At 72.8% G+C, this 14,277-nt stretch carries 12 protein-coding genes; 3 read left to right on the top strand and 9 right to left on the bottom strand.

Annotated features, from left to right (window positions below; all coding sequences use genetic code 11):
• Nucleotides 1-81: 81 nt before the first annotated feature.
• The 4 genes from ABZ434_RS09285 to ABZ434_RS09270 all read right to left on the bottom strand — a co-directional run bounded on the left by ABZ434_RS09285 (nt 82) and on the right by ABZ434_RS09270 (nt 7,342).
• Nucleotides 82-3,552 carry an SAV_2336 N-terminal domain-related protein gene (locus ABZ434_RS09285; protein ID WP_359133378.1) on the bottom strand — a complete coding sequence of 1,157 codons (3,471 nt, stop codon included), beginning with the start codon at nt 3,550-3,552 and terminating at the stop codon, nt 82-84.
• 7 nt (nt 3,553-3,559) lie between these two features.
• Complete coding sequence (locus tag ABZ434_RS09280; RefSeq protein WP_359133376.1) at nt 3,560-4,579, bottom strand: MoxR family ATPase; 1,020 nt, start codon at nt 4,577-4,579, stop codon at nt 3,560-3,562.
• A gap of 127 nt (nt 4,580-4,706) precedes the next feature.
• The gene (locus ABZ434_RS09275; RefSeq protein WP_359133374.1) at nt 4,707-6,791 is read right to left on the bottom strand and encodes a trypsin-like peptidase domain-containing protein; all 2,085 of its coding nucleotides are present in this window, start codon (nt 6,789-6,791) and stop codon (nt 4,707-4,709) included.
• Nucleotides 6,788-7,342: a CU044_2847 family protein gene (locus ABZ434_RS09270; protein WP_359133372.1), complete on the bottom strand. Its 555-nt coding sequence runs from the start codon at nt 7,340-7,342 to the stop codon at nt 6,788-6,790. Before ABZ434_RS09270 ends, ABZ434_RS09275 begins: the two co-directional genes overlap by 4 nt.
• A gap of 187 nt (nt 7,343-7,529) precedes the next feature.
• On the opposite strand from ABZ434_RS09270, the gene ABZ434_RS09265 reads away from it, so the two are divergent.
• The gene (locus ABZ434_RS09265; protein WP_018535226.1) at nt 7,530-7,712 is read left to right on the top strand and encodes a DUF6104 family protein; all 183 of its coding nucleotides are present in this window, start codon (nt 7,530-7,532) and stop codon (nt 7,710-7,712) included.
• A gap of 87 nt (nt 7,713-7,799) precedes the next feature.
• On the opposite strand, the gene ABZ434_RS09260 is transcribed toward ABZ434_RS09265, so the two are convergent.
• Nucleotides 7,800-8,651 (bottom strand): hypothetical protein, encoded by an 852-nt coding sequence (locus ABZ434_RS09260; protein WP_359133370.1) that lies wholly within the window; start codon nt 8,649-8,651, stop codon nt 7,800-7,802.
• A gap of 165 nt (nt 8,652-8,816) precedes the next feature.
• On the opposite strand from ABZ434_RS09260, the gene ABZ434_RS09255 reads away from it, so the two are divergent.
• Nucleotides 8,817-9,674, top strand: a complete 858-nt coding sequence (locus ABZ434_RS09255; RefSeq protein ID WP_359133368.1) for a DUF4097 family beta strand repeat-containing protein — start codon at nt 8,817-8,819, stop codon at nt 9,672-9,674.
• A 1-nt stretch (nt 9,675) separates the two neighbouring features.
• Complete coding sequence (locus tag ABZ434_RS09250; RefSeq protein ID WP_359133366.1) at nt 9,676-10,674, top strand: helix-turn-helix transcriptional regulator; 999 nt, start codon at nt 9,676-9,678, stop codon at nt 10,672-10,674.
• Nucleotides 10,675-10,732: 58 nt separating this feature from the next.
• Here the strand turns inward: ABZ434_RS09250 and ABZ434_RS09245 are convergent, their stop codons facing one another.
• The 4 genes from ABZ434_RS09245 to ABZ434_RS09230 form a co-directional block, all read right to left on the bottom strand.
• Entirely contained in the window at nt 10,733-11,308 is a 576-nt protein-coding gene (locus ABZ434_RS09245; protein ID WP_359133365.1) for a Clp protease N-terminal domain-containing protein, read from the bottom strand.
• Entirely contained in the window at nt 11,308-11,517 is a 210-nt protein-coding gene (locus tag ABZ434_RS09240; RefSeq protein ID WP_266782775.1) for a sigma factor-like helix-turn-helix DNA-binding protein, read from the bottom strand. Before ABZ434_RS09240 ends, ABZ434_RS09245 begins: the two co-directional genes overlap by 1 nt.
• Before the next feature lie 37 nt (nt 11,518-11,554).
• Nucleotides 11,555-12,520 (bottom strand): zinc-binding dehydrogenase, encoded by a 966-nt coding sequence (locus ABZ434_RS09235; protein ID WP_359133364.1) that lies wholly within the window; start codon nt 12,518-12,520, stop codon nt 11,555-11,557.
• Between the two features lie 153 nt (nt 12,521-12,673).
• Complete coding sequence (locus ABZ434_RS09230) at nt 12,674-13,897, bottom strand: NADP-dependent malic enzyme (protein WP_359133363.1); 1,224 nt, start codon at nt 13,895-13,897, stop codon at nt 12,674-12,676.
• Nucleotides 13,898-14,277 lie beyond the last annotated feature (380 nt).

Raw genomic sequence — 14,277 nt, 5'->3', positions numbered from 1 at the left:
CCCTGACCTGCCTCGAGCCTTTCGGGTGGATCACGCCGGGCGTCACCGGTCGAGCGGCGCCCCGTGCTCGCCGTTGAGCACTCAGCGCTCCAGCTCGGCCAGCCGCTCGGCGGTCGACTCCCCCGCCGCGCCGCCGCCGTCCGGCAGTTTGCGCCACTCCTGACGGGCCGCCCGGTACGCGTCCCGCGCGGCCCGGGGGCGCCCCGCACTCTCATAGGTCTTACCCCGCCAGTGGTTGGCTGTAGCACCCAACTCCACAGCCTCTTGCAGCTGTTGTGGACTCCTCTGCTCCGCTTCTGCCTCCGTCGCGGACTCCGCGGCCGACCGGAAGGCCTCCGCCGCATCGTCGCGCCGGGCCGGCCTGTCCAGTACCTCCGCGGCCTCCAGACAGGCCCGGCCCAGCTCCAGCCAGCAGCGGGCCGCGGTCAGCGGGTCCGCCGCCTCCTGCGCCGCCAGCCTGAGGAGATGCTCGGCCTCCCGCAGATCGACCCGGTCCGCCCCCGCCCGGTGCCTCAGCATCAGGGCCCGGCCGAGCATGAGCAGCCGCTCCGACTGGTGCGCACCGCCCGCCGGCGTCTCGGACCGGCAGTCCCGCAGCACCCGCACGGCCGCGCCGACGTACGCGCCCCCGTCCGGCAGTTCGGCGCGGCGCAGCAGCGTGGCCCCCCACTCGGCGAGCAGGTCGGTGTGCGCCCGGGAGTCGCGCGGGGTGCCCCGGGCGGCGCGGGCGAACCATTCGGCGGCGGCGAGGAGTTCGGCCGGGTCGCCGGTGTGCTCGTAGCGGGCCGCCCGGATCCGTCCGGCCCTGGTCTGCAGGTGGGCGCGCTGGCGCTGTTCGCGTACCGTCTCCAGCGCCTGGCCGGTCAGCACCGCGGCTTCGTCCGGCTCCTCGCCCGAGGCGAGCAGGGCGTCCACCAGATCCAGCACGATGCGGTTCTCGGTGCCCGTGGTGTGCCCGCCACCCTGGCCGAACGCCGTGCGCAGGGAGCGGGCCGACTGCCGCGCGTACTCCCGGGACTGCTCCGGGTCCTCGGTGGCGCCGGCCAGTTTCAGCAGCGTCCTGCCGTGCTGCAGCGGCAGGGCGGCGGGGCGGTTCTCCTGGTCGGGCCAGGCGTCGGCGAAGGCCTCCAGCATCCCGCAGGCGCTCTGCAGCAGGGCGCTGTCGCCGTCGAGCCGCCACTGCGCCTCCAGGGCCCGCACCCGTTCCAGGGTGAGGCGAAGGGCCTCGGCGGGCTCCATGCCGGGGGCCGCGCAGGCGAGGGTGTACTCGCGCTCGGCGCGCCGCAGGAGGTCCAGGGCGCCGCGGCGGTCCCCGCGCCGCCGCCCGTCGTCGGCTGCCGCGTGCAACACCTGGGCCAGCACCGCCCGTTCGCGTACGGCGCCGGGGTGGGCCACGGCCCGTTCGGCGGCACTCCTGGCCTCGCCGAGCAGTTCGTCGCCGCCCCGCACCTCCCAGAGCCTCAGCACACACCGCGCGTACTCGGCCCAGAGCTGCGGACCGGCGGCGGACCGCGAGCCCGTGCCGGCGGCTCCCCTGAGAAGCTGCACGGCGTCGATCAGGCGCTGCACCATCTTGTCCGCCTCGAACTGCCGGACGAGCTCGCGGGCCTGTTCCACGGCGGGGCCGGCACCGGCTTCCGGGAGACCCGCCCCGCCGGCAGGGCCCGGGGTCACGAACCCGGGGGGTACGGGCATGAAGCGCTCCAGCACTCGGGCCGCAACCTCGGCGAACGCATGGGGAACGCCTCGGCCCTCGTCCTCGGTCCCGTCCTTCTCGTCGCCGTCCGCGCTCTCCTCGCCCTCCCAGTCGTCCGGCGTCCCGTCACCGGGCCGGGCACGGGTACCGACGACGGGCCGCGGGCCCCGCAGCGTGCCGTCCCCGAGCTGGGCGAAGGCCAGGGCAGGGAAATTGGGCCCGCCCTTGCCGAACCGCTGCTCGATGTACTGCGAGCAGTGCTTGAGTACGAGCAGGGCCTCGTCCCGCCCGAGCGGACCGAGCAGTACGTCCTGGACGCCGGGCTCGAACGCGTACCACTGCCCGCGGCCGCTCCCGCCGTCGGCGCGAGTGAGCAGCCCGCTCAGCAGCACCTCGGCCAGCTCGGAGGGGCCCGAGTGGGGCAGCATCGTGCGCTGCACGAGCTGCATCACCGGGAGGTAGAGGGGGGCGGCCGCCAGATGGACGGCCAGTTGTCCGGCGGCCGGTGAGGCCACCGAGCGGAAACGGCTGACGAGCTGGAGCGAGGAGAGCGGTCCGCCGGACCGCTGGGCCGCGGCCGCGGGCTGATCGGCCCGCACCCAGCCGACCGCTCCGGCGATCCGGGCCGCACCGGTGCCCGACAGCAGTCTGGCCCAGGCCCCGAGTGCGTCCGCCGTCGGCGGGAGGACCGGGACGGCCAGGGCACCGGGGTGCACGGCGGGTCCGGTCCCGGCATCCTCGGCGACCTTCAGCTGCGCAGCCCCGCCCGGTCCGTCGCCCCGCGAGAGGGAGCCGAAGGTGACGGGCAGCCTGGTCCGGCTCCACATGCGCTGCGGCAGCGGTTGCAGGACCGCGACCGGGGACTGGCGGGCCAGCTGGTGCAGCAGCCGGTGGGCGCGCCCGCTGTGCCAGAGCGGTCCGGCGCAGTCGCTGATCACGACGGTGACGCGGCGCCCGGTGGGATCGCTGAGCCGGTCCGCGGAGTGCAGGGGGCCCGCGGCGGGGTCGGCGCTGCGGCTGACCGCGCATCCGCCGTCCGGCCCCTGGTGCAGATAGCGCACCTGAACGTCCCGGAAGGCACCCAACTGAGCGAACACGCGCTGGAGTTCGTGGAACATCCGGTCCCACACCAGCATGGAGGACGAGGCGTCCATGACGCACTGGAGGATGGCGTCCCCCCTGCGGATACCACGGAAGACCGGCATGATCGTGCCGCCCGCCCGGGCGCTGCGTTCGGCGGTCGCCGTCTCGTCCAAGGCGCGCCGCAACGGCGCGGAGGCCGGGTGGTAGCGCTGCAACGGGCGTAACGCACGGGTGAGTCCGAGAGGGTCGGGGAGCACGGGGGCGGCCGGAACGCCAAAGGTGAGCGCGGTGGCGGGAGCGCCCGCTGCGGGTCGCCGGCCGGAGCCGGAGTCACCGTCGCGCGGCGCGCGCGCCTGTTCCGGGAGGGGGTACAGGGAGATCTTCCCGTCGCCCCTGGGCCTGCGCGGCTCCTCGGGCAGGGCGTCCCCGCCGGCGTCCGGGGCGCCGCTCCCGGACGTGGTTCCGGTACGGGCGGGGGCCGCGGCTTCGCCGGGCAGTGCGGCGGATGCGGGCGCACCGGACGCCTCACCCACGGTCCGGGCCGGTGCGGGTCCGTCGGCGCCGCGGGTCCACCGGGCCAGCCAGAGCGCGTCGCACAGCTGCTCCACATCGGGGTCGAGCCCGGCTCCGCGCAGCCGTGCGACCAGTGTCGCGAGCCCCGCGCCGGGCGTCGCGCCGCTCGCATCCACATCGGTCGCCGCGTCGTCAGAGGCCGGCACCCCGCCCGGCTCCCGGCCCTCTGGGGCCCCTGGCGTTCCGTCCGCCCCGCGCATCAGCTCGTCACCTCGGCCGGTCGAGTCGCTGGATGAGCAGGTCGGCGAGCCGGTCACGGCCGGTCGGCGCCGCCGCCTGGGTGAGGTAGATGGCGTTCAACAGCTGGTCGGTGGCCAGGAGTTCGCTGCGCGAGCGCTCCAGGAAGAGCGTGATGAGGTCCTCGCTGGAGCGGGCGGCCTCTTCTCCCAGATGCGCCTTGACGAAGGCGGCCAGTCGCTTGTGGTCGGGACGCCCCAGTTCCAGATGGATGCAGCGACGCATCAGCGGGGCGGGGAAGTCCCGCTCCCCGTTGCTGGTGAGCACCACGAACGGGAAGGCCCGGCACTGCACCCGGCCGCCCTTGATCCGTACTTTGTTGCCGTCGTGGTCGAGTACGTCCGCCTCGCCGTCCGGCAGCCGGTCCGCGATCCGTTCCAGCTCGGGGATGGCGAACTCGCCTTCCTCCAGCACGTTGAGCAGGTCGTTCGGCAGGTCGATGTCGCTCTTGTCGAGCTCGTCGATGAGCAGCACCCGCGGCCGGTCCGAGGGCAGCAGCGCGGTACCCAGCGGGCCCAGGCGGATATAACTGCCCACGCTCTGGGCGGAGTCCGCCGACGGCCCGCCGCCGGCGGAGGCGTGCGAGGCGATCTGCACGTCCTGCAGCCGCGCGATGGCGTCGTAGTGGTAGAGGCCGTCCTGGAGGGTGGTGCGGCTGACGACGGGCCAGCGCAGCACCTTGCCGAACTCCAGCTCCCGGGCGACGGAGTGTGCCAGGGTGCTCTTGCCCGCGCCCGGATCCCCCGTGACCAGCAGCGGACGCCGCAGATACAGCGCCGCGTTGATCATTTCGAGTTCCTCGGCGCCGGGCCGGTGCTCCTCGGCGACGCGTCCGGGAATGCCGAGGCGGCGGTCGGCCGACTCGCCCCCGTCCGCTCCGCCGGACGCACCGGCGAAATCACGCCAGGGCGGAGGGGGTGGAAGCTGCGCCACCTCGTCGTGCGGTTCGCCGATTCCTCGGTAGATGAGCCACTCGCTGGGTTCACTCATAGCGTGTTCCTCGTTGTCACTCGCATGCGGGCGGCATCTGTCGAACGTGCCTTACCGTAGCGATCCGGAGTAACCGCCGTAAGAGGAAGGCTCGTTCGGCCACAAGGACCGGTTCGGACACTTCGCGTCACGGCGCCTCCAGGAACGCGTCGGATTCCGGCGGGACGCGGTTCGGATCCTCGTAGTACAGGGCGACTCCGTCGGACCAGAACATTTCCGTACGTCCCGCCCCCACCCCTCTTCTCAGCTCATGGATCGTCCACGGCAGCCGGTCCGGGGTGCGGGCGTCCGACACCGCCTCGGTCACCCGGCGGTGGAATTCCCGGCAGACCGTGTCGGCCTCCGCGGGCCTTCGCTGCAGCAGGGCGGCCCCGAAGCCGGCGTCGATCAGCCGCACCACCCCGGCCGTGGTGTCGGAGTCCGCACGGCTGCCGTAGCGGCACAGGACCGGCACGGTGTCGTGCGCCAGGGTCCGCAACCGCGTCACATCCGGTACACGTACCCGCAAATCGTCCAGGCAGTCGACCACGTCCGCACGGACCCCCGTCCACGCACCGGTCTCCCGGCCGGCCGGGCTCCCGTCGGCCGGCCCCCGGTACGAACTGCGCAGCACCACCGGACGTACGGCTCCGAGCGGCAGACCGTTCGACGGAAGCACCCACTCGTCGACGGGCAGCCCGAACAGCGCGGGCGCGACGACGACCTGGAGCATCGCCGGGCTCCCCGGCTCGTCGCACCGCCGGAAGGCCTCGGCGAGCGCGGCCACGAGCCGGTCGGGAACGGTCCCGAGCGGAACTCCGCGGCTGTCCTCGTCGATGGGCTCCGCCCCGGAGACCTGCCGGTCGACGGCGACCCGCCAGTCGTACTGGTCTCGGGCCCAGCCCTGAAGGTCCACGCTGAGCACGACACCGTCGCGATCTCCGTACCGGACGGGTTCGCTCATGGGCGTGCGCACGGCCTGCTGACGGTTCTGCTCCAGGCGCAGGCGAATGCCCGCCCACTCCATGTCGAGCTGCCGGCGCAGGTCCCGGGACAACTCGACATCGGCGATCCGCTTCACCCACCCCCACAGCGCCTTGGCGTTCGTGACGGAGAGCTGTCCGCAGGGCCGGTCCGCCGTGAGGACGCCCATGCAGTAGCGCACGATCAGTTCGAACCGGGCCTGCCGGTCGCGGACGCGGGTCTCGTACAGCACGCCGAGACCGTCACGCCAGCCGCGCGGGGCGGGCCGGTGGTCACGGGAGTAGACGCCGGGCAGGCCGTCGAGGAGGGCGAGCAGACTGCGGGTGCTGGCCGGTGGCGGGAGCTCGGCGAGCCGCCCGAGCAGAGCCGCACGCAGTCTCGGGCCGAGGATGCCGCCAGGGGGTCCCGGCAGCTCGCTCTGCACGTCGGTCCAGGTCCGCTCGGTGCCGACGGCGCTGTTGTGCCGGTCCGCGTGGTAGCGGTCGTGGGCGTGGAAGACGGCCTGGTACGTGTCGTCGGCCTCCGTCTCCAGGGGTGTGGACGGCACCTCCAGGGTGCGCAGCCGTTCGATCCCGACAGCCGTGCCGCCCTGCTGCCTGTCCAGCCGCGACTTGACCACCCCCACCACCTCGCCCCGGGCGAAGTCGATCACGGGCCCACCGGACATGCCGGGCTCCAGCCAGCCCTCGTCGAGGAGGACGACCTGTTCCACGTCGTCGGCGGCGCCGTAGGAGCCGTTCACCCGGTAGGTGCCGTTGCGCAGCTTCAGGCCGCCGCCGGGTGAGTCGACCCACCCGACGCAGCGGATGTCGTTGCCGTGGAGCAGGGCGCCGGAGCGCTCGGTGACGTACACACAGGCATGCTCGACGGGCCGCCGGAGCTGGATGAGCGCGAGGTCGGGGGCGGGCCAGGCGGCGGCCCCCGGTGGCCGGGTGCCGGGCATCGCGACGACGACCTTGCCGGGGACCTCGGCGAGTCTGCCGCTGTACCGGTCCCCCTTGAACACCACGTTCACCACGCCCCCCTCCCCCCTCATGGCCACGTGGGCGCACGTCAGGATCCAGCTCGGAGCGATGAAGAACCCGCTCCCCAGGAACTCCCCTCCCGGGGCCTCCCCGCCCGGTCCGTCTGGGGCATACCCGGAGGCCGGGCTGTGGATGCGTACGGTGGCGTCCTCCACGAGGCCCAGGAGAGCAGCGTCCGACTGTCGCCGGCCGCCCTCTGCGCCCCCGTCGGGGTCCGAGGTCATGCCCCGCCGCCGTCGGTGTCGTCCGCGCCGTCCGGGTGTGCCGGTGCGCCGGGGCCTGCACCGGCGTGCGGGAAGCCGGCGGGCGGCGCCGGGGGTACGGGGGCCGGGGGCGCGAACGGAACCGGCGGCACCGGCGGCCCGGGAGCCTGAGCGGGTACGGGCGTGGGTGCCGGTGGGGGCGGATCGATGGGTGGTCCGCCGCCGTTCCAGGTGAGCGTGATCTTGATCGCGCCCTTGGCCTCTCCGTCCGCGAGCAGTCCGACGACCTTGCCGGACTTGGCGGTGAGCTCGATCCCGAACTCGACGCTGACCTCGTCCGGCCGCACGGCTCGCAGTGGCACGGCGAGCGAGCGAGCGACGCCGGTCACCACGGAGTGCAGGCTCTCCACCCGGGCCTGCACCTGGTCGGCGAGATTCCCGAAACCGGTGTCCGTGAACGTCAGGCCCCCGGGCTCCGGACGGTCCAGCTCCTCGGCTCCCGAGATCCGCGCCCAGAGCGGTGTGCCGTCCGGCATCTCGATGCGCGTAATACGGGTCCCACTGTCGTCCATGAAGCCCCCCACTCCCCAACTACCCGCAGGTTAACGGCCGTAGGCGACCGATGCGAGGCACATGGACCATGACGCACGGCGGCTGCGGCCCGGTTCTCGGCCGGTCCGCGTGGCCCTGGCACAGCCGCCACCAGGGGTTACGGCCTTACTCGTGAGAGCAGCCGGGCCAGGTCGGTAAACTTGCGCCATGTACTTCACCGACCGCGGTATCGAGGAGCTGGAGAAGCGGCGAGGCGAGGAGGAGGTCACCTTCGAGTGGCTCGCCGAGCAGCTGCGGACCTTCGTCGACCTCAATCCCGACTTCGAGGTGCCGGTCGAGCGCCTCGCCACCTGGCTGGCCCGGCTGGACGACGAGGACGACGAGGACTGACCACCGGACCGGACAGCCGTTCGGCGATTCACCGGCTCCGCCGGTGCCGGACCTTGCGCCGGCTCACGCGGCGTACGCGGGAGACACTCAGCGCCGGTCCGGCTCCACGTCCCTGAACCGGTCGTACGCCAGGCCGAGCGCGCCGTGCACCATCAGCAGAACCCCGGCGAAGGCCCATCCGCCACTGCGCCGTCCCGCTCCCCACAGGGCGAGCGGGAGCCCCGCCGCCAGCTGGGCACCTGCCAGCGCGCGGGCCCGGGGACCACGCATCCAGGGCCCCAGACGACTGCTCTCGACCGCTTCGATTTCGGCCTTGACTGCGTCCCGCCAGCCGGTCCAGGCGATCCGCTCGGCCTCGGGCCACACGTCGGCCCCCGCGGTCAGCCGGCCGGAAGGCTCCCCGGGGTCCAGACCCGGTGGGAGCTCCAGCCCGATGCGGGTGAGTACGGCGAGCAGTCCGCGGAGCCGGGCCCGGGCATCCGTCTCCGGATCGGGGCGGGTCAGGACTTCGAGGGCCTGGACGTCCAGCACGGGATCGAGGCCGAGCCGCTCCGCGAACGTACGCATCGCCTCGTCCTCACCGGCCGGGGTCCCGTCGGCGAGCCAGACGTAGCCGACCGGGCGGCGGAATCCCGCGGCGAGTGTGTATCCGGCCCGGTCGCCGTCCCACCACAGCGCCAGGACCGGCCAGGTGGAGCCGACCGCGAGCGCGGTGGCCCATCCCCCGAGCACCCGGTCGACCGGCTCGGCGGCCTCCCCCTCAGCCGGCTGCCCGACGCGGCCCCCCTGCCAGGGTTTGCCCTCCGGCACGAGGACACTCCAGTCCCGCCCGGCGGGCGCGAGCAGCATCCGCTCACGCAGCAGATGGGCGACCGGCCGCACGCTGTCCGGTTCGGCCCGGCACAGGAGCAGTGCTCCCCCGGGTGATGTCGCGTCCATAGTCCACACCGTAGGGCAGATTGCACCTTTTTGATGGGTTTTGCATTGATCGCTGCCTCACCCCCTCCCCCACTACCCGCCTTGACTTCCCCTATCCGCGATATATCGTGTTCCACAAGAGACGCGATATGTTGCGTCATCCGCGCTCCCCAGGAGGTCAGATCCATGCCTGTGTCGACGTGGGCCATTGCCGAGCCTCGCAAGCTCACCTTCGACGAACCCGTCACCGCGCTGAGCGTGCGCATCGTCAACGGAACGGTCAACGTCGTGGGCACCGACGAGCCGACCGCCAGGCTGGAGGTCTCCGGCATCGAGGGGCCGCCGCTGATCGTCACGCAGCAGGACGGGGTCCTGACCGTCTCGTACGAGGACCTGACCTGGCAGGGCATGCTCAAGTGGCTCGACCGCAAGGGCTGGCACCGCCACGCGGTGGTCTCGCTGACGGTCCCGGCCGGTTCCGCGGTCGAGGTCGGCGTGGTCGGCGCCGGCGCGTTCGTCTCCGGGATCCGCGGCCGTACGGACGTACGCGGCGTCACCGGCGACACCACGCTCGTCGGGCTCGCCGGCCCGGTCGGCGCGGATACCGTCTCCGGCAACGTGGAGGCCCAGGCCGTCACCGGCGCTCTGCGCTTCCACTCGGTCTCCGGCGACCTGACCGTCGTCGAGGGCGCCGGGGCCTTCGTGAAGGCGGAGTCCGTCAGCGGCGACATGGTGCTCGACCTGGACCCGACCGGGAGGCCCACCGACGTCCGGCTGGCCACCGTCTCCGGCGAACTGGCCATCCGGCTGCCGCACCCGGCTGACGCGAAGGTCGAGGCGAACACCGCGAGCGGCTCCGTCTCCAACAGCTTCGAGGACCTCCGGGTCAGCGGCCAGTGGGGCGCGAAGAAGATCACCGGAACCCTGGGCTCCGGAACCGGGACACTGAGGGCGACGACGGTCTCGGGATCGATCGCCCTGTTGCGCCGCCCACCGGCCGAGGACGAACCGCACGACGCCGAGCCGACCGGAAAGGTGCTCTGACATGCCCCCCGTTTTCGCCCATGGCCGCCTGCGCCTGTACCTGCTGAAGCTGCTCGACGAGGCCCCCCGCCACGGCTACGAGGTGATCAGGCTCCTCGAAGAGCGTTTCCAGGGCCTGTACGCCCCTTCCGCCGGCACCGTCTACCCGCGCCTGGCCAAGCTGGAGGCGGAGGGCCTGGTCACTCACGCCACCGAGGGCGGTCGCAAGGTCTACTCGATCACCGACGCCGGCCGGGCCGAACTGGCGGGCCGTACCGGCGAGCTGGCCGATCTGGAGCTGGAGATCAGGGAGTCGGTCTCCGAGCTGGCCGCCGAGATCCGCGACGACGTCCGGGGTGCCGCGGGCAAGCTGCGCAGCGAGATGCGCGCCGCGGCCGACGAGTCACGGCACACGGGCTCCGCCCGGCCGGGCGGCAAAACGTCCCCGTTCGGGGGTCTCGGCGACTTCGGTGACCTGGGCGACCTGGGCGACAAGGAGGCCTGGCGCACGGCAAAGGAAGAGCTGCGCAAGGCGAAGCAGGAGTGGAAGGAGCAGGCCCGCCGGGCGAAGGACGAGTCCCGCCGTGCCCGCGAGGAGGCCCAGCAGGCCCGTCGCCAGGCCAAGGAGGCCCAGGACAGGGCGCGCGAGCAGATGCAGAACGCCGCCCGCCAGGTCCAGGACCACTTCGCCCGGGGTGACTGGCCGGCGGGTGTGCGGGAGGGGCTGGCCGAGATCACCGGCCAGCTGGGCGGTTTCGCCCGCACCGGCAACTGGCCGCCCTACGTGAAGCCGGAGGCCGCCGGCACCGACCCCGAGTGGGCCAAGGACACGGGCGGCACCGGCGACCCGGCCCGCGACCTGGACCGCCTGCTCGACCGGTTCCGCGACGACATCCGCGATGCGGCCAGGGACCGGGGTGTGACGGAGGACCAGCTCACCGAGGCCCGCCGCCATCTGTCCACCGCGGCGGCCCACATCGGGGCCCTGCTGCGCAAGGACGGCGACAACACCGCCCAGTAGGACAGGGACAGAGGGGGGCGGGCGGCCCGGGGAGCACCCCGGGCCGCCCGCCCGTCGTTCAGCTCGCCCTGCGGTCCCGGCCCCCTTCGCCGTCCCCGTACAGCGCACGGTCGACCGTCCCGTACGTGGCACCGTGCTCGGCGAGCACGTCGGCGACGACCCCGGGAGACGCGGTGAGGGCCAGCAGGAGGTGCTCCTCGCCGATGAACCGGTCACCGCGGCCGAGTGCGATCCGCAACGACTTCTCCAGGATCTTCTTGGCCCCCTTGGTGAACCCACGGTTGCCCGACCACCGGCGCCGGCCCTTGTGGTCGCCCCGTAGGGCCCCTTCACCGTGCGCCTCCTCGATGCGGGAGACGATCGCGGTGAGATCGATGCCGATGCCCGCGAGGGCGTCGGCATCGGCCTTGGTCATGCCGCCGCGCCTGCGGGCGTCGGCGAGGGCGGCCTCCAGCGAGGCCCTGCGGTCCGTGAGGCCCAGCGCGGCGACGGCGAACGACGCCCGGCTGCCCTCCTGGTCCAGCAGGGCGAGCAGCAGGTGCTCCTCGGTGACGGAGCCGGCATCGGCCCGTTCGGCGTGGGTCACGGCGCCGGTGACGGTGGCGCGGGCGCCCTTGGTGAATCGCTCGAACATCAATGCCTCCCGTACTTCTTGTGCACGGCCTGCCGGCTGACGCCCAGTTCGGCCGCGATCTCCTGCCACGACCAGCCCTGGACACGGGCGCTTCTGACTTGGACGGCTTCGAGCTGCTCCAGCAGCCGCCGCAGCGCGGCCACCGACCGCAGCCCCACCCGGGGGTCGCGGTCGCCGGCGCGCTCGGCGAGATCCGTTGCTTCGGTCATGACGTCAACTTACGTTGACAGGCGAGGGCTGTCAACCCTAGTTGACAGTGAGCACGATCTTCCCGAACTGGTCACCCGCCGCGAGCCGTTCGAATCCCTCACGGGCGCGGTCCAGCGGCAGCACCTCGTCGATGACGGGGCGCACCCCGGTGGCGGCGCAGAACGCCAGCAGGTCCTCCAGCTCGTCCTTTGACCCCATGGTCGAGCCCACGACCTTCAGTTCCAGGAAGAAGATGCGGGTCAGCTCGGCGTGCGAAGGGCGGTCGCCACTGGTGGCGCCGGAGATGACCAGCGTGCCGCCGGGGCGCAGGGACTTGACGGAGTGCGACCAGGTGGCGGCGCCGACCGTCTCGATGACCGCGTCGACCCGGTGGGGCAGCCGTGCGCCCGGTTCGTACGCCTCGATCGCACCGAGCTCGACGGCCCGCTTGCGCTTGGCCTCGTCGCGGCTGGTGGCGTAGATCCGCAGCCCGGCGGCCCGGCCGAGGACGATCGCGGCGGTCGCGACCCCGCCGCCGGCGCCCTGTACGAGGACGGAGTCACCGGGCCGCACACCGGCGTTGGTGAAGAGCATGCGGTACGCGGTCAGCCAGGCGGTGGGCAGACAGGCGGCCTGCTCGAAGGTGAGCTCCTTCGGCTTGGGCAGCACGTTCCAGCTGGGGACGGTCACCTGCTCGGCGAAGGTGCCCTGGTAGCGCTCGGTGAGGATGGAGCGGGGCTCGTCGGGGCCGACCCCGTGCCCGGTCTGGCCGATGACGGAGTGCAGGACGACCTCGTTGCCGTCCTGGTCGGTGCCCGCGGCGTCGCAGCCGAGGATCATCGGCAGCTTGTCCTCGGCGAGGCCGACACCGCGCAGGGACCAGAGGTCGTGGTGATTGAGGGAGGCGGCCCGGACGTTGACGGTGGTCCACCCGGGACGCACCTCGGGAGCCGGGCGTTCGCCCAGCTCAAGGGCGTTGAGGGGGTGGTCGCGGTCGAGGCGGGATGCGTAGGCGGCGAACATGGGCCCGACGATAGGCGGGGGCCGTGGCCGGGCGTAACCGGCTGCGGGTGTGACACGCGCCGCGCGGGATACAGCCCCTGAGGTGACCGAGAAGCGGGGGCCCGGGGCAGCGCCTCCGGAGAGGCGCCGCGCCCGAACCCCCGCTCACTCACCTCAACGCCGGGCGACACCCTCCGCCCGGGCCGCGGCGGCCACCGCGGCCGTCACCGCCGGGGCGACCCGCTCGTCGAACGGCGACGGAATCACGTAGTCGGCGGCCAGCTCGTCGCCCACCACGTCGGCCAGCGCGTTCGCCGCGGCGATCTTCATGCCCTCGGTGATCCGCGACGCCCGCACCTGGAGCGCCCCCGCGAAGATGCCGGGGAACGCCAGCACGTTGTTGATCTGGTTCGGGTAGTCCGACCGCCCGGTCGCCACGACTGCCGCGTACTTGTGCGCGACGTCGGGGTGCACCTCGGGATTCGGGTTCGCCATGGCGAAGACGAAGGCGCCGGGTGCCATGGAGGCGACGGCCGGCTCCGGGACCGTACCGCCGGAGACACCGATGAAGATGTCCGCACCGGCGAGCGCGTCCGCCAGGGATCCCGAGATCCCTGCCTTGTTGGTGAGTTCGGCCAGCTCACGCTTGACGTCGGTCAGGTCCTGGCGGTCCCGGCTGACGATGCCCTTGCGGTCGGCGACGGCGACGTCTCCGAGCCCCGCCTCCAGCAGGAACTTGGCGATGGCCACTCCGGCCGCGCCCGCGCCCGAGATGACGGCGCGCAGCTCGCCCAGGCCGCGCCCGGAGAGCTTCGCCGCGTTGCGCAGGGCCGCGAGGGTGACGACGGCCGTGCCGTGCTGGTCGTCGTGGAAGACGGGAATGTCGAGCCGCTCCTGGAGCTTGCGCTCGATCTCGAAGCAGCGCGGCGCCGAGATGTCCTCCAGGTTCACGCCGCCGAAGGACGGGGCGAGCCGGACGACGGTCTCCACGATCTCGTCCGCGTCGGTGGTCGCGAGCGCGATCGGCACCGCGTCCACACCCCCGAACTGCTTGAACAGGATCGCCTTGCCCTCCATCACGGGGAGCGAGGCCTCGGGGCCGATGTCGCCGAGTCCGAGAACGGCGGTGCCGTCCGTCACGACGGCGACCACCTGCGACTTCCAGGTGTAGTCGTGGACGAGCTCGGGATTCTCCGCGATCGCGCTGCACACCTTCGCCACACCGGGTGTGTAGGCGAGGGACAGGTCGTCCTTGTCCCGGATCGGGACGGTGGCCTGCACGGCCATCTTCCCGCCCCGGTGGAGCGCGAAGGCCGGATCGAACGGCTCGTCGGTCGCGCTGTCGGTCGTGCTGTCCGGATTGCTGTCGCTGCGAGGATTGACGATCTCCGCTGCCATGGTGTTGACCCCTTAAGTCTTCATCGTTCGAGGGTGGCCACTCCTGGTTGAGGAGGGGTGGGTGGGCACCGCGTACGTTCCCCGCGCTGGGCGAGTGGTCCGCCCCGGCAGGGAGAGATTCATACGCGCGGGCGCGCCGCACACGCGCCCTGAGCCCCGGATGAGGGGTGTAAACGTCCTTCTTACCGGACAGGCCGCACCGCGGACGAGTCGGTATCCCCACGGTGACGCGTCTCATAGTGGGACATACACACAAGTCGGCCAGGCGACATGAAAACCGCCCAGAGCAGGTCCGGGGCGGGCGATCTTCCGGCAGGAAGAAGCGATTCCAGGGAAAGGTCCGGCCTTGATGTGCCGGCCCGCTGGGTTCGGGGGTGTCC

The sequence above is a fragment of the Streptomyces sp. NPDC005761 genome (genome assembly GCF_040630635.1).
Lineage (GTDB): Bacteria > Actinomycetota > Actinomycetes > Streptomycetales > Streptomycetaceae > Streptomyces.
The sequence above is the reverse complement of the archived record's forward strand: the minus strand, read 5'-3'. Positions and strand labels throughout refer to the sequence as shown.